Source organism: Microcoleus sp. B3-D2 (assembly GCF_036705345.1).
Lineage (GTDB): Bacteria > Cyanobacteriota > Cyanobacteriia > Cyanobacteriales > Microcoleaceae > Microcoleus.
In genome coordinates, this window is record NZ_JAUBUG010000061.1 from 26,037 (window position 1) to 45,187 (window position 19,151).

At 42.9% G+C, this 19,151-nt stretch carries 14 protein-coding genes and 1 pseudogene; 6 read left to right on the top strand and 9 right to left on the bottom strand.

Annotated features, from left to right (window positions below):
- Positions 1-192 precede the first annotated feature (192 nt).
- From QUB14_RS21270 to QUB14_RS21290, 5 genes are all read right to left on the bottom strand, one after another.
- Positions 193-1,536, bottom strand: a complete 1,344-nt coding sequence (locus QUB14_RS21270; protein WP_333218850.1) for a hypothetical protein — start codon at positions 1,534-1,536, stop codon at positions 193-195.
- 15 nt (positions 1,537-1,551) lie between these two features.
- Complete coding sequence (locus QUB14_RS21275; protein WP_333218852.1) at positions 1,552-2,175, bottom strand: hypothetical protein; 624 nt, start codon at positions 2,173-2,175, stop codon at positions 1,552-1,554.
- Between the two features lie 38 nt (positions 2,176-2,213).
- Positions 2,214-4,733, bottom strand: coding sequence for a dynamin family protein (locus tag QUB14_RS21280; RefSeq protein WP_333218854.1), 2,520 nt, complete (start codon positions 4,731-4,733; stop codon positions 2,214-2,216).
- Positions 4,734-5,128: 395 nt separating this feature from the next.
- Positions 5,129-6,313, bottom strand: a complete 1,185-nt coding sequence (locus QUB14_RS21285; RefSeq protein ID WP_333218856.1) for an aspartate aminotransferase — start codon at positions 6,311-6,313, stop codon at positions 5,129-5,131.
- A gap of 99 nt (positions 6,314-6,412) precedes the next feature.
- Positions 6,413-7,558 carry an iron-containing alcohol dehydrogenase family protein gene (locus QUB14_RS21290; protein WP_333218858.1) on the bottom strand — a complete coding sequence of 382 codons (1,146 nt, stop codon included), beginning with the start codon at positions 7,556-7,558 and terminating at the stop codon, positions 6,413-6,415.
- Positions 7,559-7,758: 200 nt separating this feature from the next.
- On the opposite strand from QUB14_RS21290, the gene QUB14_RS21295 reads away from it, so the two are divergent.
- On the top strand, positions 7,759-8,202 hold the full coding sequence (locus QUB14_RS21295; RefSeq protein WP_333218861.1) for a DUF29 domain-containing protein: 444 nt from the start codon (positions 7,759-7,761) through the stop codon (positions 8,200-8,202).
- Positions 8,203-8,331: 129 nt separating this feature from the next.
- Here QUB14_RS21295 and QUB14_RS21300 read toward each other — a convergent pair whose 3' ends face one another.
- Together QUB14_RS21300 and QUB14_RS21305 are read right to left on the bottom strand one after the other, a co-directional pair.
- The gene (locus QUB14_RS21300; protein WP_333218863.1) at positions 8,332-8,538 is read right to left on the bottom strand and encodes a DUF2281 domain-containing protein; all 207 of its coding nucleotides are present in this window, start codon (positions 8,536-8,538) and stop codon (positions 8,332-8,334) included.
- 105 nt (positions 8,539-8,643) lie between these two features.
- Entirely contained in the window at positions 8,644-10,764 is a 2,121-nt protein-coding gene (locus QUB14_RS21305; RefSeq protein WP_333218865.1) for a WD40 domain-containing protein, read from the bottom strand.
- Between the two features lie 309 nt (positions 10,765-11,073).
- On the opposite strand from QUB14_RS21305, the gene QUB14_RS21310 reads away from it, so the two are divergent.
- Complete coding sequence (locus QUB14_RS21310; protein ID WP_333218867.1) at positions 11,074-11,718, top strand: peptidase M15; 645 nt, start codon at positions 11,074-11,076, stop codon at positions 11,716-11,718.
- 43 nt (positions 11,719-11,761) lie between these two features.
- Here QUB14_RS21310 and QUB14_RS21315 read toward each other — a convergent pair whose 3' ends face one another.
- Positions 11,762-11,917, bottom strand: coding sequence for a hypothetical protein (locus QUB14_RS21315; RefSeq protein WP_333218869.1), 156 nt, complete (start codon positions 11,915-11,917; stop codon positions 11,762-11,764).
- Positions 11,918-12,322: 405 nt separating this feature from the next.
- Between QUB14_RS21315 and QUB14_RS21320 the strand changes: the two genes are divergently transcribed.
- The 4 genes from QUB14_RS21320 (at position 12,323) to QUB14_RS21335 (ending at position 17,296) form a co-directional block, all read left to right on the top strand.
- The gene (locus QUB14_RS21320; RefSeq protein ID WP_333218871.1) at positions 12,323-13,747 is read left to right on the top strand and encodes an aspartate ammonia-lyase; all 1,425 of its coding nucleotides are present in this window, start codon (positions 12,323-12,325) and stop codon (positions 13,745-13,747) included.
- Positions 13,748-13,921: 174 nt separating this feature from the next.
- A complete protein-coding gene (locus QUB14_RS21325; RefSeq protein WP_333218873.1) occupies positions 13,922-14,248 on the top strand; it encodes a hypothetical protein in 327 nt (108 codons plus the stop codon).
- A 128-nt stretch (positions 14,249-14,376) separates the two neighbouring features.
- Complete coding sequence (locus QUB14_RS21330) at positions 14,377-15,336, top strand: DUF362 domain-containing protein (RefSeq protein WP_333218875.1); 960 nt, start codon at positions 14,377-14,379, stop codon at positions 15,334-15,336.
- A gap of 709 nt (positions 15,337-16,045) precedes the next feature.
- A complete protein-coding gene (locus QUB14_RS21335) occupies positions 16,046-17,296 on the top strand; it encodes a glycosyltransferase (RefSeq protein ID WP_190658687.1) in 1,251 nt (416 codons plus the stop codon).
- A 628-nt stretch (positions 17,297-17,924) separates the two neighbouring features.
- Here QUB14_RS21335 and QUB14_RS21340 read toward each other — a convergent pair.
- Positions 17,925-18,986 (bottom strand): annotated as a pseudogene (locus tag QUB14_RS21340) (IS630 family transposase).
- Positions 18,987-19,151: the final 165 nt, after the last annotated feature.

A 19,151-nucleotide genomic window follows, 5' to 3' on the forward strand; every position in this document is an offset into this window, starting at 1 on the left:
AATGAGTTTTTCAGTCCTCTTTCAGAGGACTTTAGCTATTAGACAGGGAATTCATTCCCTGGCGGACTGCCGGGTGGGCGGGAGGACTGGCGCACAAAAAGCTTAAGTTGACACTTATGGGCACGGCGCCGTGTCCTGATTGTGGGTAATATTAATTCCGAGGCTACCGGATTTGATATGACACACCCTACCCTATGTGCTGGGTAGTATGTATATGCCTGGTTCAGTGTCTGGCCCAGGCAGAATTTCACGGCTGCTTTTAACACCTTTACTTTCGCACAGATTTGCAAACGATTCTAAACCCTCTAATCTCGCTGAAAGTTCACTCAACCCATCCAAATATTCAGCTACAGCAATTTGGCGATGTGTCCATGCTCGATCAAATTTAGCAGAACTATAGGACATTTCAAACTCTACATCAACATAATTTTTTTTGCCTCGGATTTGGTCAGGAGATAAAGTGCGATCGCTTGGTGATATTTCCGTAATTCGTTCTACTCGTTCTGAGGTAATATGGTTTTTAAACCGAGAATTAGTAAAGCGATAAGCAGTAGATAGATAAGTGTTTTCATCATTGATTAGTGCCTTACCCCATCTTTCCGCGACTTGTTTAAATTGGGGGATTTGTAACGCCAGTAATTCTTTAGCTTCTTGATGTTTCCCTATTTCTAAGAGAAGATTGGCTTCTGTTGCTAAGGCTACAGCCCAACCTTGAATAGAAACATCAGCATTAAGCATAATTTCAGCATCTAATTCTGGGGTAGCTTGCATTGCTTGATTACTGAGAAATAATCCCACCCTAGAAGCTGTTTTAATGGCTGATCTCGGTGATTCATCAGGAAAACGAGAGCGCTCGTCAAGTTCAGCTTTTAAAGCAGCTATTTCTTGAAATAGCATGGCTTGATGAAGATTGGAAATAGCTTTCGCGAGGCTTTTTTGCTTTTGGTGGCTGTCTTCTACCAATAAATACAGATATGCCAATTGTTCAGAGATAATATCTAAGCGATTATCAATCCGATTTAAGCCAGCTTCAACACGGTTAAAGCCTTCTTCCATTGACTGGTGAATGTGACCTAAAGTTTTTTGTACTTGGTTCAGTTTAGATCCCATATAGGCAAAGCCAGCAATACTGATACCAAGGTTTAAAACACTTGCGGCGGCAGCAATTTGACTTAGCCCCATCACTGAGGATAAGGTTTTTTCAAAGCCGATTAATTTACTATCGATACCGATTAATTTACTATCGATACCGATTAATTTACTATCGATACCGATTAATTTATGATCAACACCTATTAATTTATGATAGTTAAGCGCATGACCAATAACATCAATTCCTGCCACAATGGGATCAAATGGAACAGTCATCAGTTTGCTAGTCAGTCCGGGAGTTTCGGCTAAATGGCGGACAATTTGACCAGCCTTGAAAGTTCCCGCAGCCCATCTAATAACGCTTCCATAGCGTTTCATGGAACCATCAAGTAAACCCTTGATAATTTCTGGATCTTTAACTAAAAGAGTGGCCTCAATCAGCATTTTACTTTCTCCTGTTTAGCGATTATAAACTTCAAGGTTTTCGTAGGCTTCTATTTGCAATCTATCAGACACTTTAACATCAACTGCTAAATCAGCTAACTTACGAAAAGCATCGAATCTATCGAGTTGATTGACATTAGGCTTAAATCCTTCGTCATCTTGCTTGAGTTCAATATAAACCAAGTAAATGTTATATTCTGATTCGGCTCGGCCCACTGAATACTTATCGATATCAGGTCGGTTTTCAGAAAGTTGAGTGTCAGTTCCTAGCCCTAAATATCTCGTAATTTGGTAAAGTTGTTCTCCCTCACTAACATCAATATGCTTTTTGTCTTTGAGCGATTTAAGAAACTCTGCGTGCGAGGCAGAAACGACTAAAACTAAAATTGAAGATTCTTGAGAATTTTCCTGATCTAGAGGAGTTTCAACTGGCGTAGATTGATGATTAAAATCTTCTCTAGAAGTTGGCTTTGGTAATTTTTGTCCTTTTTGTTTCTTGAAAACAAGTGCTGCTCTTCCTACTGCTCTTCCTACTGCTAATACTACTACTCCTACTCCTAATACTGCTCCTACTACTACTGTTCCTCCTACTAATACTACTACTACTATTAATAAACTCTCCATATCCCTAGATTCCATTTTTTAACTCCTGAATTTCATTAGGTTTAAAACTTGCTTCACTGACGAAAAATTTTTTGTAACTTTTCACAATCTGCTGTTGCATGATATTTTTTATCTTCAAACTCACGCCAAAACAGTTTTTTTTGCTCAAAATTGCCCTCAATAATACTTAATTCTTGCTGCAAAGCACGTTCAGCTAGATTGGTAATCTCATCAACGGATTCTTTAAAGATATCGCTAACATAATCTAACCGTTGGAGAATCCACTCAAGCAAAATATCCCACAAACTCCCTTTCCCTTTCTCAATTCCACTTGACCATTGTTTTGCCATTAAGCCTGAAGACGGAAGGAAAAGTTCGATGTATTCAACATCTTGGGTAATATCACGAGTTACTGATTCTTGGTAAGTACGAGTTACAGGTCGTGTTTTTGTTCTCGTTTTTGTTGTTTTCAAGCAAGACCCTTCCTTATAAGATTTTTCATACTTCTCCTGTTCTGTTTTGGTGGGTGTTTCGTCTTCTGTTTTTTGTCGCACTACTTCTGTTTTTTTTGAACGGTTTTGCTGGATATTATCTGGCAATTCAAAAAAATTTTCTGGTAAATTTGGTAAGTGTTGAGCTAGCTTTTTGCGTAAATTACTGAGGGCTGCTTTTTCAAGATTAATCGAGTAAAAAATGCCCTCGGTCAGAAAAAGTTTTAGTTTCTTAACTTGTTCCTCAACTAATGATTCTAAAGCTTGTTCAAACTGTTTTGCTTTTGATTGTAGAACAAACTCTGCCCTTGCCGACATAGCTTCTCTCATCGTGTGATATAGCAAGCGAACATAGCGTTCATCATCTTCAAGTTCTTTTTTCCCCTTATCATCATCAGCCCGTATACGCTTAACTAAGTTTTCTGACTCAGAAGAAAATGTACTGAGTCTACGACTAACATGATCATAGGCTTTAGAAATATCATCAGCTAATGGGGGGGATGTTACTTCCCCTAGTTTATCTCTGAGTTCAAAAGCTCCTTGATGATTTTTAAAAGCATCAAAAACAGGAATAATTAAAACTTTAATTAAATCTCCTTCTACTTCTCGAACAGCATCATAAATCGGCTCAAATCCCTTACGCCCTTTTTTTACCGCATCTTGTACAAGTTGATCATTAGTCGTAGGGTTGTTTTCCTTAAGCTTTTCGATTAATTCCTTAACTTCTCCATTAAATTCTTTGCCAATTGTTTGTATATTTTTATGTAAATTTTGACGAATTTTAGCAAGGTTATCTCTTTCTTGCTTAACCTGTTCTTGCTTAACCTGTTCTGGATTGTAAATTTTTCTCGTTTTAATGATAATTTCCAGAGATTGTGCTAAAGCATTGTAATTGGCGAATACTTCCAACAATGCAGGAAGTATTACCAATTCAGCAAATGATTCTTGAACCCGCACACGGAAACGATCCCAAAGTTCTCTACCTCCACTCCATTCTAAAGAAGATTGGAGAATTTGCCGCATGGTTTCATCATCAATAGTCTTATTGTCTTCTACCCGATCTTCAATATCGCGAAACCAATTCTTTAAATCGCGCTTCTCCTTAGTATTTAATTTAATAACTCCTGCACAGTCTTGAAACATAGCTTTAAGGAGTTTTAACCGTATCTCCTGACTGATCACTGACGGTTCGTTAAAAGCTCCTGAACCCCAAGCACACTGAGCATAATATAAAAGACGAGCATTAAAAGGCAGAACATCAGGAAGTTCTGGAAGCGATAAGACCTCTTTAATTTCTTCTCTTAACTTATCAATCCGCTCTGATAGGGGTAAATCATCGGCTCCTCGGTTATCAACCCGATTTAAGATAAAAATCATCGAATCTGTGCGACCTTGTAGATCTTCGACAACTTTCTTTAATTCTTCTAATAAGCGTTTTCGGTTCTCATCATCTACCTGCATATAGTCTAAAGCCACTAAACTAAAAGCTTTATTAAGTTGCTTTTGGATAGTTGCTAAGTTAGCCCGGTCTTGAACAGATTTCAATCCCGGTAAATCAATCAATTCAACTCCGATTCCGGTGGGTAAATCTAGCAAAGAAGCATGACAAGCAGGTAAAAGAGGAACATGAGCGGTTATTTGTGGCGCAACATACTCACGCTTTTTCCGCGCCGCGTGATAGGAGTGCATCACGGTGCTAATTCGCTGGTATAAATCCTCATCGCTTAATCCCGTCCATTCACCAGTATCCCAAGCAGCATCTTCCGTTTCTGCAATCATTAATCTCTGTTCTTGAGAATGTTTGATGGTTAATACACCCCCACTCATTTCTCCGGCTTCAATCGGTGCGATTTTTCGACCAATCAGCGCGTTAACAATCGTTGACTTTCCAGAGGAAGTTGTGCCCAGAGTAGCAATCCGAAAACTAGGATTTTCTAGGCGTTGGACGGCTTCTTGATAAACATTTAAAAAATCATCTAGGCAAGATTTAATCCCCGCATCAGCAAAAACATCAGGGGAGCAGTTGACTAAGCTAGAGACTGAGTTGCCTAATTGTTGTAAAAGGTTGCGGGTGTTGTTTAACTTAGATTCAATTAGGGGCATGGCAAAAATGCTTTCTTAATGATCTTTGTTAAGTATAACTAAGGAGACACGGCATCGCACCTCGTACATCCACCGATGTTTTAAACCTTGGCACAAAATAAAGAGTCACTCTTAAATCAACTTGTAGAGTGCCTCGGAGATTGATTATTTCGATTTTAACAGGTTTATTCTGCTCCGGGGCATCCTACGCACTAAGCTGTCCCGCATCTTGCGTTGTATTTTTCGGGCGGGCGGGACACCCCACAATAATTTCATCAAACTTGACTGTAGAATTTATATGCGCCTGAGCTTGTTAATCTCATTATTATGTTTAGGGGATAATGGGTGTGACCCTCAACATAATAATGAGTTGATGCAGAGTGAGCGACCGATCGCAAATTACCAATAACCAATGACTATTGATAGCGAATGTTTGCTTGTTTCAAACGCCGCAATGCTTCTCCCAGTCGGTCGCAATCTGCAATTAAACTAATTCTCACATATCCTTCGCCGCCCGGCCCAAAAGCATTGCCAGGAGTCACCACAACACCCGTTTGCTGCAAAACATTCAGGGCAAAATCAGTCGAACTCATGCCCGGAGTGCAGGGAACCCAAAGATACATGGCCGCCAGAGGTTTAGGAATATTCCACCCTAATTCTGCCAATCCTTCCACCATGAAATCCCGGCGAGTCCTGTAACGATTCTGCACTTCGTGCAAGTAACTATCCGGCAATTGCAGTGCTGTTTCTGCTGCTGTTTGCAAAGCGGAAAATATACCGTAATCTAGGTTAGTTTTTAATGTCCGCAAACCTTGGATAATTTTGCTATTTCCTACTACAAAACCGACGCGCCAGCCGGCCATATTGTAGGTTTTGGACATGGTGTGAAATTCGACGCCGATTTCTTTCCCGCCGGGAATTTCTAATAAACTTGTCGGTTGATACCCGTCAAAGGCTAATTCCGCATAACACAAGTCGTGAACCAGCAAGATTTGATGTTTGTGTGCGAAAGCCACAATATCTTTGTAAAATTCGCGGGGTGCAGTTGCTCCTGTCGGATTACTGGGATAATTGAAATAGAGTATTTTGGCTTGTTCGGCTACGCTGTCGGGAATGTCGGCTAAGTCAATTACCCAGTCATTTTCGGGTTTGAGGATGATGTTGTGAACTTTTGCACCGGCGATTATTGGGCCGCGAAATAATACGGGATAAGCGGGACTTGGTACTAATATTACGTCCCCTGGATTGATATAGGCGATCGCAAAATGTGCTAAACCTTCTTTAGAACCCAACAAAGGCAATGCTTCGCTTTCTGGATCGAGTTCAACGTTGTAGCGGCGGCTGTACCATTTAGTAATAGTACGGCGGAAACTGGCAGTTCCTTCAAAGGGTGGATAGCCGTGATTTGCAGAATTTTGGATGGCTGCGACAGCGGCATCTACTACTGGTTGAGGAGTGGCACCGTCGGGGTTTCCCATTCCTAAGTCTATTAAATCGAGTCCTTGTTCGCGGGCGCGGGCTTTGAGTTCGTCGAGACGGGCAAATACGTAGGGCGGTAGTTTTTGCAACCTGTCAGCAGGGCTAATCCAATCCAAGGTCATTTATTTTTTGTCAGTTGTCAGTTTTCCTGGTTTGTAGTAAGGACTTTCGTCCTTGCTAGCACAGCCTTTTCAGGACTTTAGTCCTTACTACAAACTGTTTTAATTCTTAATCTTTAATTCTCCCACAGGTGCGGTGGTAGAAACCATCGCTGCCATTAATTGTTGGGGAACAACTTTAAAAGGCAGTCGGTGGATGTCGGAATTCGGATTGCAGGCTATGTCGGCGGCGCGCTGCAATTCTGTGAGGGTAATGTCTCCGAGTCCGAGGTTGTCTAAAGTTTGGGGCAATCCAATCTCGGCGTAGAATTTTAGCAGTTGCTGTCTGGCGCTAGCGGCGAGTTGATTGTTTTGCAGCATTTCTTCTAGTCGCAGTTGTACTAAAATGCCGTAGGCGACTTTTTCGCCGTGCAATGTGCCGTGACTTGCTAATAGATGAGTTAGGCCGTTGTGGACGGCGTGGGCGGCGACGGTGCGACATTGGGCGCCGCCAATTCCGCCGATTACTCCTGCTAGCAATACGGCCGCATCTGTGACTTCTTGCCAGGTTTCGCTACCGGGTTCTTTGAGGGCGGCGGCTGATTTTTGGAATAATATATCGCGCAGTATTCTAGCTTGTTGAACGGCGGAAATTATCAGGGTTTGTTCGGAGTGTCCGCTGCTGACTGATGCTTCGTACCATTTGGCGATCGCATCTCCAATTCCTGCTACCAATGTCCGCTGCGGTGCGGTTTGAATTAAGCCGTAGTCGAGTATTAATAAGTCGGGACATCTGGCTAATGTGACATCGTATTGGAATGCACCTTGTTCTGAATAAATGTTAGAAAGGGCTGTCCAAGCGGCACAGGTGGCGGCTGATGTGGGTATGGTGACGATCGGGATTTTGCACTGATGGGCGACGAGTTTGGCTGCGTCTAAGGCTTTGCCGCCGCCGACACCGATGATGAAGTCGGCTTGATGGGTTTGGGCTGCTTCGCGGAGGGTTTCGAGGCTGGTTTCGCTGCAATCCTTGCCGTATGCTGTTTCGGCGGATTTTAACTGCTGCTGTTCGAGGATTGGTTGCAGGTAGGGTTGGGCGGCGGCGAGGGAGTTGCTGCCGCCGACGATTAGCGGCCGCTTTCCGAAACGGGCGATCGCCTCTCCGGCTTGTGCGATCGCCGATCGACCGCGCAATACACAGGCGGGAGCAATTGTCAAGGAATAAATTGCAGTTGGGGTGGCGGTTTTATTGCTTTGGGTTTGAGTCATCGAACCACTGGATAAGTGACGAGAAGGTTGACGCTTTGCAGGATTGCTGGATTTTCTAGGATAACTCTAATCTATGCGGAAATGGTAAGTTTTATAAAGTTTTTATTAAGTATTGTTGGGCTGTTGGGGGATGGGAGGGGGGAGTTGAGGGCGATCGCTATGATAAATTTAGGAATATAAGCAATTTCAAGGATAGGGCAATGCTGACTAAACAAGATTGGGACTGGTTAGCAGTGTGTTCTCATTATCAAACGGCTGTCACAGTCCAGACACTTCTCAAAGAAGGAAAATCTATGGAAGCAACGGCAGGTTTAGAATCTTTAATTGAAGCAATGGGAAGAACCGAAAAACGAGCATTAAAAAGCCAGTTAATTCGTTTAATGCTTCATATTATTAAATGGAAATCTCAACCTGAGAAACGAACTGCTAGCTGGGCTATTAGTATTCGTTCTGCGCGGCGAGAAATTGAAGAAAGTCAAGAAGAAATGCCTAGTTTAAATCGTGATTTTATTGAGTCTATCTGGGATAAATGTTTTCAAGTTGCGGTGAAAGATGCCCAGGATGAAATGGGTAAAAAATGTCAATTAACCTCACTTGCTTGGTCTGAAGTTTTTGAGGATGAATATAGTTTTGAGACTTTTTGAATTCTGTCATCCTCCCAGTCTTCGCCATCGAGTACCGAAAACTCGGTTAATTCAGGATATGTCAAAAAATCTTCGGCTGTAGCAGGTATAAATGGTGCTAGTATTTTATGGCGTTCTGCTATTGGCAGGCTAGCAATTTCTCGCTTGTGATAGCTTGAGACTAGGTTCGGTTGTTGACGAACTGTTAGACTCTGAACTTTCCCTGGGTAACTGCTTTTTCTGTTCCATTTTTTGCACGAGGAATTGTGCAAAGTCGAGCACTTCTTGTTGTTTTTCCCTTGGCAACTGTCGCAGATTCTCTAACACGGCTTGCTCAAAATTAATTGTTTGTGACATTTGAATTACCTTCCCTAAGCGTTTATCGGTTTATTTCTCACACAGTCAAGTTTTGTAGTTCCATGTTTGCCAATCGCTCCATAATTTTCATCTTTCCCTGTTAGTTCACTTATGACACCGCCAAATCTTGATACTCCCATCATTACTGCCACTAACCAGAGTGTTTCCATCTGGGCTAAAACAGACCGAATTAACATTGGCTGAATGCCCTGTGAGAGTGAAAATTGTGTGTCCATTTTTTAGATTCCACAGTTTGATAGTGTTGTCTCGACTACCACTAGCAAGAATTTGTCCATCCGGGCTGATGACAACAGAAAAAACCGGCTGTGAATGCCCAGTGAGAGTGCGAATTTCCTGTCCGGTTTTCAGATTCCATAGTTTAATAGTGTTGTCTCCACTACCACTAGCAAGAATTTGTCCATCCGGGCTGATAGCGATAGACCAAACCGACTGTGAATGCCCTATAAGAGTGCGAATTTCCTGTCCGGTTTTCAGATTCCATAGTTTAATAGTGTTGTCTCCACTACCATTAGCAAGAATTTGTCCATCCGGGCTGATAGCGACAGACAAAACCGACTCTGAATGCCCTATGAGAGTGCGAATTTCTTGCCCGTTTTTCAGATTCCACAGTTTGATAGTATTGTCTTGACTGCCACTAGCAAGAGTTTCTCCGTCTGGACTAAAAGCAAGAGACCGAATTAAAGATGAGTGACCCTTTATGGTTCTAAATTCTTGTCCAGTTTCCAGATTGCAAAGCTTAATTTGTTTGTCATAACTGCCAGTAGCTAAAATTGTTCCATTAGGGTTAATGGCAACGCAATAAACCGCACCTGAATGCCCGGAAAAATTACGAATCAGCTCTCCTGTATGGAGATTTAAAAGTTTGCTGCAATTTCTACTGCTGTTACTAGCAAAAGTCTTGCCATCTGGACTAATAACTACGCAATCAACAGATGACCTACCTACGCCATCAAGAGTTTTTATACATTTGAAGGAGTGAGCTTTTCTAATTATTTTTTCTTCTATTTGTTGTTTGCTTTGGGCTTTAGCTTTGGCAGACGCTTCTTGTATTTGTTGTTTGCGTTTTGCTTCAGCTTTGGCAGATGCTTGAGATTGACCTTCAGCCTCTATTTGCTCAATCAGCTTTTTCAACTCCTGTTCATACTGTTCTCCCTGTCGCCGCTGAATATCCTGAAGAATATCAAAATAAGGTTTCACCCATTCTTCAGCCAAGCCATCTTCAGTCAATTCATCCCTTAAATTAAACAACAGAGGTTCATAGCCGGGGTCAATATTGAGATAATACAAATCGGCTAAAAATCCCGCCAGTAACTTGTGAATCGCTACAATTAACTGCCGAATCATGCGGAGGGCTTTTTTCTCACTTACCCCAGATGCTAAAAGTGCATTTTTTGCCTCTTCCCAGTCAAAAACTTTGGTAGAAAACAGGGAGACTTCCTGATTATTCAGGAATCCCCAAAAGCCGACGCGAAAAGTTACGGCATAATCACTGATATCGCTATATAAAATTGTAGTCGGAACCGGAGATAAAATTCGCTGCAAGCGTTCCACATCAATATCACCAATCGACTCAGTGAAATAGTCGCTATAAAACTTAACGGGGCGTAAGACATCCTGTTGAGGATAATGCTGTCTGAGAAAATCTCCCACACTTCTCATCTCAATGGGCCAATCTTCACAGAAGGTTTCCGGGCATCGCTTGCTAATTTTTGGCGGTGACAGTAAGATTAAGAGGCGGTGTTGCTGCTGAAGTAAAATCTGCTTAGTTTCCTCTCGATTCAACTTAGAAAACCAAGTATCTTTATCCCAAATTGTTTGAATTTCAGCCAGCTTGACCTGAATATCCTTTGCTTGCAATTCTCGCATCAAATCCCGTTGCAAGGCTGCCAGCTTCACTCTATCCTGCTGTTCCTGTTCCTGCAACTCAATGCGACGTGCCGTTTGTGCTACTGTTAGCTTTAACAATTCCCGGTCTCTGGTATCTTTCGCCTTCGCGTATTCCAGCATTTCCTCGGAATAACGCTGTTTTGCTTGCTCTATTTCTGTCGAATCAGATGAATTATTAAGATAGGGAATCATGATATCTCGGTAATTTTGAGAGTTATGGCCGAAGGCTTCTCCTAGTTTCTGGCCGATATTTCGGGCGATGGGTGAGAGCACTCCCGATATGTAGGGAGCGATAGCGGCGATGATTGTTGGAAGCATAAATGTGGGTGAGGATGCGGTTATTAATAGTGTAGCAGGATGTTGGGAGGTATAATTCGGATGGTTGCCCGATATTCTGCACTTCTTGCTTTTTAGATTTAATTTCATCATTGATACTCCTGGACGCAGAAACCAGGTTTTTTACGGACATACTGCATAACAATATTTTTAGACTTTATCCTGTAATGTACCGCAAATGCGGTACAATTATCAGTTAGCTGGCTTCGCTTTGGGCTGCAACAATGCTTCTAAATTATCTGCCAGTGTTTAACATTAAGCTATTCACCTCTAATTGCTGTAGTTCAATCTATGAGAAAGCCACAAACTGTTAAAGCTTTGGAAGAGCTAGGACGGGTTCAACTCTCTAAGAGTTTTTTCATGCGTGAGTTTCTTTATTCAGAAATCTCTCAAATTGAAGGTATCCCTAACATTCCTAGCGATCCTGACTTGGCGATCGCAGCAGGAAAGAATTTGTGTGAGAGGGTGCTTGAACCAATTCAAGATGCGCTTGGTCGGATTAGTATCCGCTCAGCCTATCGTTCTTGTGCGGTGAACGCCAAAGGAGCAGAGAATAAAAATCAGTACAACTGTGCCAGTAATGAGGCCAACTATGCAGAACATATCTGGGACGTAAAAGATTCAGAGGGGTATATGGGAGCAACAGTATGTATTATTGTTACATCATTCATCCCTTACTACGAACGCACTCAAGATTGGACAGCATTGGCATGGTGGATACATGACCACATTGATGCTTATGCAGAAATGACCTTTTTCCCAAACTATGCAGCGTTCAACATTAGGTGGAGCGAGAATCCTAAGGTTTCAAAAGTAATTTATAGCTACGTAGAAAACCCGCACACTGGTAAGAAGATCGGGTATCTGACAAAGGAGGGGATGGAGAATTTCTTAGGTTTGCATGAGCAGTTTTACCAAGAATTTATCGCTCGCTGACTAACCATCACCTTGAACCTCAATAGTATAACTGTAGCCCTGTTCAGTGAGCCATTAAAATCGCCTGTTTTTCCGGGATGGCTGCGGTGGGAACAATGCTGGATATAGCCTTTACTGAAGCCGGAAAAATCGCAGAGGCACTTAAGCCGATTATCAAAATATTTAGCGGGTGTTTGAAAGTTTTGGCTGGTTTGTTCATGGGAGTTTAACACTATGAGTGAAATGGATTTAATTGTATGATTATAGCTGACTCGCCTTGTGTGCGTGCGATCGCTCTTACCGATAGACTAATTTTAGCTTTTGCAAACTGTCAATCGATTTCAGCTTTGAGATTTTAGATTGAAGCCTAAGATGTGGGATAATTTTGTACGATCGGGACTTACGCATTACTGTAAAGCTGCCGGCGCGCGCCCAAAAGTAAGATCGCCCGTCAGCCGTGTTACCAAAAAAATTGCCAGTCCAGGACGCACAAAAACCTTCAGAAACCGGGTTTCTTGACAAAAAACTACGCTTTCAAACAGATTCCCCCACAAGAAACCCGGTTTCTGACCAACTGTGCGTAAGTTCTGTTTGCACAATTCCTAATTATCACAAACGAGACGATATGACTCAAAAGCCAACCGCAACCTATCGCACCGAAAGCGACTCGATGGGAGACAAAAAAATCCCATCTAATGTCTACTACGGCATCCAAACTCTAAGGGCTATCGAAAATTTCCCGATCAGCGGCATTAAGCCTTTATCAACATACGTTGATGCTTGTGTTTTAATTAAAAAAGCAACGGCGATCGCCAATGGCGAACTCGGCTGCATTCCCCAAGACATCAGTCAAGCAATTGTCCAAGCAGCAGATGAAATCCTAGCTGGCAAATTGCGCGATCAATTTGTAGTTGATGTCTACCAAGCCGGCGCCGGAACTTCTCACCACATGAACGTTAATGAAGTTCTTTCAAATCGCGCTTTGGAAATTATGGGCGATGAAAAAGGCAACTACAAGCGCGTTAGTCCTAACGATCATGTAAACTACGGTCAATCGACAAATGATGTGATTCCGACAGCGATTCGGATCGGCGGATTGTTGGCGTTAGAAAAAACTCTTTTTCCGGCTTTGTCGGATGCCGTAGTCGCCCTAGAAAACAAAGCAGAAGAATTCAAAGATATTGTTAAATCCGGCCGCACTCATATGCAAGATGCTGTGCCGGTTCGACTCGGCGACACCTTCGGCGCTTGGGCGCAAATTCTCAGAGAACATACCTTGAGAATTGACAGGGCATCCGATGATTTGACATCCCTGGGATTGGGTGGAAGTGCGGCAGGAACAGGCTTAAATACTCACCCTGAATACTGTCAAAAAGTTGCTGAAATTCTCTCAGAATTAATCGACCACCCCCTGAAACCAGCAAAGCATTTAATGGCTGCTATGCAGAGTATGGCACCGTTTGTAAATGTGTCCGGCGCACTGCGAAATCTCGCTCAGGATTGCGTTAAAATCTCCCATGACTTGCGTTTGATGGACTCCGGGCCGAAAACAGGTTTGAAAGAAATTCAACTCCCTCCTGTGCAACCTGGTTCGTCAATTATGCCGGGAAAATACAACCCTGTGATGGCAGAAATGACATCGATGGTTTGTTTTCAAGTTATGGGTTACGATAGCGCGATCGCCCTTGCCGCCCAAGCAGGACAATTAGAGTTGAACGTGATGATGCCCCTGATCGCCTACAATCTCATTCACAGCATCGAAATTTTGGGCAATACCATCAGCGCGTTGACTACACAATGCCTCGACAAAATTGAAGCTAAGGGCGATCGGTGTCTCGCTTACGCAGAAGGCAGTCTCGCCCTCGTTACCGCCCTCAACACTCACATCGGCTATCTCAACGCCGCCGCCGTCGCCAAAGAATCTCTAGAAACAGGCAAATCTTTGCGGCAAATTGTGCTAGAACGGGGTTTAATGAGTGCAGAAGACTTGGCAAAAGTTCTAGATTTAGAGAAAATGAGTGCGATGCCGGCATCTTCTGCTAACGTTTAGGATCTCGCAGGTATCAGCTAGAAACTAGAAGGCTGAACTCGATTTAATTCTGCCTTCTGCCTTCTGAGTTCTGCCTAAGTGCTGTCACAGGTTAAAGTTAAAGAATTCAGAATTCAATTTTTTTACATTTAATTCTGAATTTTTTTTATAGTCTAAAGTTTGGGAGCAACATTTATGCGCGCAGGTTCTTTTGGCAAATTAACTCAAGATAAAGAGAACACAACTCACGTGACATTTCATTATGTGGAAGGTCACGCAGAAACCTTTACTCTTCCGATGCCTGCACAAGAATTCCAAGAGGAAGTGCTGAATTTGTTAAATCAACCTTGGTTGACTTTCCATTTAGCAGATCAAACGGTTTTTATCTGTACGGCCCGGGTAGTAAAAGTAGAAGTAAAACCTGCTATCCCGGCACTTCAAGGTCAAGGAGTATTCTCTAACTCGCTGCGAGTTAGTACCATGCAGCGGGCGGCAGCGGGCAGATTGCCGATGGATACTTAAACCGAGTTGCTAGTTAGCGGTAATGGGTAATGGGTAAGGATAATCGCTGACAATTAATAGCGAGGTAAAATTACCCACTACCAATTACTAATTACCAATTATCAATTACCAATTACCAATTACCAATTATGTCGGCTGTTAGTTTAATTCGTGCCAATTCATACGATCGCCCAATCTTGCAAGCATCTTTAGAAAGTTTGCTCGCACCCTTGGGCGGAATCTCGGCTTTTGTCAAATCGGGTGATCGGGTTTTACTCAAACCCAATCTCCTCACCGGTTCTCGCCCTACAAAAGAATGCGTCACCCGCCCTGAATTGGTTTACTGCGTCGCTAAAATGGTGATTGAAGCGGGAGGAAAACCCTTTTTAGGCGATAGTCCGGCTTTTGGCAGCGCAATGGGTGTAGCCAAAGCCAACGGTTATTTGCCGCTGTTGGAAGAACTGAATTTGCCAGTAGTTGAGTTTCAAGGAAAACGCTACGAAACTGTCAGCGAAGATTTCAATCATCTGCGAATTTGCAAAGAAGCAATGGAAGCGGATGTAGTGATTAATTTGCCAAAACTCAAATCTCACGTTCAATTAACGGTGACAATGGGCGTGAAAAATTTGTTCGGCTGCGTCCCCGGGAAAATGAAAGCTTGGTGGCACATGGAAGCTGGCAAAGATAGCGCCAGATTCGGTGAAATGCTGGTAGAAACTGCCCGGGCAATTAACCCAAATTTGACGATTTTGGATGGCATTATCGGTCACGAAGGTAACGGGCCAAGCGGTGGCGAACCTAAGTTTTTGGGAATTTTGGGCGCGTCTGATGATGTGTTTGCTTTGGACAGAACTTTAGTTGAAATCATTAATGCCGATCCGGCGGCGGTTCCCACTGTAGCTGCGGCGATGAGATTAGGACTTTGCTCGAATTTAGAGGATCTTGATTTTCCGCTTTTGCAGCCGGAAACTCTCAAGGTTTTGGATTGGAAGTTGCCGGAAAGCATGATGCCGATCGACTTTGGTATGCCCCGCGTGGTGAAGTCGGCTTTCAAGCACCTTTATATCCGGTTTATTAAAGAAAAGTTCAGCATCAAGGCTTCGCATTAGCGAAGACAGAAGGAGTAAAATTTCTTTTTTTTTATTCCTTCTCCTTTGCCTGGTTAATTGTAAAGAAATATAATGTGTATGTTACACAATATGTATTTATGTAAAGTTTTAATAAATTTGTTATAACTCTATGGTTTAAGTAGGGACGCCGGATTAAACCGCATAATGTAACACTATGTAAACAGGTTTAAGTCAGCCAGTAGAGATAACTTGGAGACTTGGCCCTCGTTTACATAGGAGCGTTTTTTCGCGCCGACTTACTTAAAGCATTGGTCTCGCCGTATTCGCAACTCGCGCTCATTCTTGCTAGCTAGAAGCAGTTAAAGGATATTACTTAAGTATAAATACTTATAACAGCCCTTGTTTTAACCAAACTCACCCTAAAATTGCGCTCTTCTTTATAATTGACCGCTCAATTATAAAGATTGAGTAAAGCTCGGAAAAGGTTATTGACACTTATACGTAGATCGCAGATGATTGCGAGATATGAAACAGACCTCACCTTAAATAATAAAGGTCTAATCCAGTTGCGGGTTCCATCTTAAGTATGAGATATCTCCGCAACAGAGTCTGAAATGCTTCTCGTATCAGGCGGGGAAATTTAAATTCGGTCGATGTCGGTTATATCGATCAACAGCCCTTGCCAAATAGAGCAAAGATTCACTACCGCATCAACAGTCAAACCTTAAAATCAGGGAGTACCTAACCTATGCTTACTAACCACAATCTGACAATCTTACAGCCACTCAAAGCTAAGCTTTTGCCCAACGGTGAAGTTTTACTCACCCGCAAATTGATTGAAGCAGTTGGTGAGTTAGCCAAGTATTGGTCGGGTTCCATTACGGTGATGATGGAAGAAACGAAAGAAGACAACGACCAGATAGATTCAAAAAAATTAAAACTTGATGAATTGGCATTCAAACTGGAAGTAATTTCTTTTAGCCAAATCACCCCTGCTTTACTACACCAGCATCAGAGCTCGCTGGTATTGGCAGCCCCGGAACACAGACAGAACCATATCAGTAAAGTGTGTAAGTTAGCGGGAGTACCGTGTATTTACGTTTCGGAATACAGTCTAAAAACTCGCAAACAGATAGTGAATGTGAGTACGAGCAATCCCTTGCTCCGCTTACGAAGAATTCTTTGGACTTACAGTCAGGAAAATAAGCAGCGCAAGGCGATCGCAATGGCAGATGGATTGCAGTGCAACGGCACTCCTACCTACGAAGAGTACAAGCGTGTCAATGGCAATCCACTGTTTTTCTTTGACACGCGGATTAGCGAGGATATGTTAGCAACACAAGCTGACATTGAAATGCGGACTGAAAACCGCTCTCAAGATATGCCTCTGCGACTGGTATTCTCAGGTCGCCTAATTAAGATGAAAGGAGCAGATCATTTAATTGAGGTCGCTAAAGAACTCCAACAACTGAAGGTGAAATTTGAAATGTTCATCAGTGGTGCTGGTGAATTAGAAGAGATGATGCACCAGCAGATAGCTACCAATAAACTTAGTGATTGCGTGAAAATGCTCGGGGTTCCAGACTTTAAGACGGAGTTTTTCCCGTTTGTCAAGCAAAATATTGATTTGTTTGTTTGCTGTCACCGGCAGGGCGATCCTTCCTGTACTTACATAGAAACTATGTCTTGCGGCGTGCCGATTGTTGGGTATGCTAACGAAGCATTCCAGGGAATTGCAGAAATGTCGGGCGCAGGATGGGTAGTGCCGATGAATCAACCCAAACAAATGGCGAAGAAAATTGCAGAACTCAGCCACAACCGGGAAGCAATTAAATCGATGTCGTTCAAATCGCTGGAGTTTGCTCAACAGCACACTTTTGAGAAGACTTTTAAAGCTCGCGTAGAACATATGCAACAGGTTATTCTCTCCTCAATGCGGGCTAATCAAGCCACCGAAAGTCAATTATGCGAGCAGCCAGATCCGGTTTTGGCTTACTAGCAACTGCCTTAACAATTCTTCGGCCTAGGATTGAGACCAGTTTCATTAAGGTAGCCACTGAAATCGGAGGCCCTGTAAAGGCAATGGTTGAGGTGATGGATCGCCATTAGATTTAGATGTTTTTTTTCCAACTTAATAGCCTCAAACTCGACTTGGCGATCGCACTTCCTCCATAGGTTCTCATTTGGCTGCGAGGGTGACAACGAGGCCTATGAAGTAGACTCCATCTGGTTGGCACCCCGTATACCCCGTTGATAACAACGACGTTTATTATGAGTTAACTTCATTAACTCTTGTACAGATTCAGAATGTCGCTCGAGATAATCAAACCACTGCTCTCCATAGAAGCCAACGCCAAATGTACTCCGTCTACGGCGTTGCATAATAGAGGGATGAATTGCCCAAACTGTGAATCTACCCACGTCAGTAAGAAGGGTCATCGACGCCAGGGCTATTTCATTCTGAACAAGATTTTGAGTGTGTTAAGATTAAAGCCAGCACTTCGTTGTGCTTGAGCCATGTTATTAAAACCGTTATCTCGGTACAAATTGAGGGCAAAATGGCGGGCGATTGCCCAAATTTGCACTCTTTTGTGGGGTGCGAATACGAGAAGCATCCTCGCCTTGAGTTACGTCTCGAACATAATGGACTTTGTTCTCAACGCCTTACTTACCCTCGAATTCGTGCTGCAAAAGCTTGAACCGTATCGATAAATGAGGCAACGTACCGGTTCATCAAGATTAGAAAATGTGCGATTAGCTAGAGGTTGATCTGTTAGCGTCCATAACCTTTCTGCTGGTTGAAGTTCAGGAGAATGTGACGGTAAGGGCAACAAATGAATCCCTTCTGGAATAACTAATTTCTGACTCATATGCCAGGAGAGCGCGATCAAGCACCAATAACACTCGTTTCTCTCTACCAATTCCAAATTCTTTGGCAAAGTCTGCCAATACTGTAGTAAATACGTCAATATTCACGTAAGGTACAATCCACCAGTATGTTTCACCTGATTGCGGATGAACGAAGGCGTATAACCACAGCCATTTAAACCGCCAATTTACCTGTGCAATTGGGTTTTCCCCTTCAGGTACATAGACTCGTTTGAGAATTGGCTTTAGTCCAACTCGATGTTCATCTTCACACCAGAGCTCGATAGTCGCATCTGGATAGTCCGCCTGTATTTGTTCAACCTCGCTAGCTAGTTTTTTTTCCAGGCATCTTGCTCTTGTGGATCAGCTTTAGTGTGTGCTGGGCGAGGTACCCGCAATCGGAACGTCATTTGCTTTAAAATTTCCCACCCTCGTTGTCGATGTACAGGTTCCCCTTTCCACTTACTCAAACAATCTGCTACTTTTCTGCCATTCCACAACCCTCCATCAGGAGCCTCCCCTTGCAAGGCTTGCCATAGTTCGGCAAGTTCAAGATCATCCAATATGCTGTTAGTTCCATAGTTACCTCTTCGCCCATCTCCTACCCCTGCTATTCCTGAAGAGTTGTAACGCCTGACTACACAGTATATCCAGTTCCGACTATAGCCCGTAATTGAGCTGACCTCCTCAGTTTTTTTCCCTTGTGCTAGTAACCAGAGGACGTGGAACTGGCGACTTTCGATCCCAACTTTTGCTTGACGGTAACACTGTTCTAACTCTTCTACACTCAGGTGATTTGCTAGGGTAATTCTGGTTCGCATCGCTTTGAGCGCGTTACTAAGCTGTTCGACATCTAAACTGCATTAACCAAGTTACCTTTATTTTTTATTTTTCGGTTCCATTTCATAATTAGGGCTTGCTGAATAAGTTAAGAAAAATCACGATAGCAATTGAGGAATGATTCAAGTTCAGCGACACATAATTTT

What these genes read in the sequence shown, in the direction of transcription:
- QUB14_RS21270 (WP_333218850.1), bottom strand. Translation starts at nt 1,536, where the DNA reads ATGCTGATTGAGGCCACTCTTTTAGTTAAAGATCCAGAAATTATCAAG.
- QUB14_RS21275 (WP_333218852.1), bottom strand. Translation starts at nt 2,175, where the DNA reads ATGGAATCTAGGGATATGGAGAGTTTATTAATAGTAGTAGTAGTATTA.
- QUB14_RS21280 (WP_333218854.1), bottom strand. Translation starts at nt 4,733, where the DNA reads ATGCCCCTAATTGAATCTAAGTTAAACAACACCCGCAACCTTTTACAA.
- QUB14_RS21285 (WP_333218856.1), bottom strand. Translation starts at nt 6,313, where the DNA reads ATGACCTTGGATTGGATTAGCCCTGCTGACAGGTTGCAAAAACTACCG.
- QUB14_RS21290 (WP_333218858.1), bottom strand. Translation starts at nt 7,558, where the DNA reads ATGACTCAAACCCAAAGCAATAAAACCGCCACCCCAACTGCAATTTAT.
- QUB14_RS21295 (WP_333218861.1), top strand. Translation starts at nt 7,759, where the DNA reads ATGCTGACTAAACAAGATTGGGACTGGTTAGCAGTGTGTTCTCATTAT.
- QUB14_RS21300 (WP_333218863.1), bottom strand. Translation starts at nt 8,538, where the DNA reads ATGTCACAAACAATTAATTTTGAGCAAGCCGTGTTAGAGAATCTGCGA.
- QUB14_RS21305 (WP_333218865.1), bottom strand. Translation starts at nt 10,764, where the DNA reads ATGCTTCCAACAATCATCGCCGCTATCGCTCCCTACATATCGGGAGTG.
- QUB14_RS21310 (WP_333218867.1), top strand. Translation starts at nt 11,074, where the DNA reads ATGAGAAAGCCACAAACTGTTAAAGCTTTGGAAGAGCTAGGACGGGTT.
- QUB14_RS21315 (WP_333218869.1), bottom strand. Translation starts at nt 11,917, where the DNA reads ATGAACAAACCAGCCAAAACTTTCAAACACCCGCTAAATATTTTGATA.
- QUB14_RS21320 (WP_333218871.1), top strand. Translation starts at nt 12,323, where the DNA reads ATGACTCAAAAGCCAACCGCAACCTATCGCACCGAAAGCGACTCGATG.
- QUB14_RS21325 (WP_333218873.1), top strand. Translation starts at nt 13,922, where the DNA reads ATGCGCGCAGGTTCTTTTGGCAAATTAACTCAAGATAAAGAGAACACA.
- QUB14_RS21330 (WP_333218875.1), top strand. Translation starts at nt 14,377, where the DNA reads ATGTCGGCTGTTAGTTTAATTCGTGCCAATTCATACGATCGCCCAATC.
- QUB14_RS21335 (WP_190658687.1), top strand. Translation starts at nt 16,046, where the DNA reads ATGCTTACTAACCACAATCTGACAATCTTACAGCCACTCAAAGCTAAG.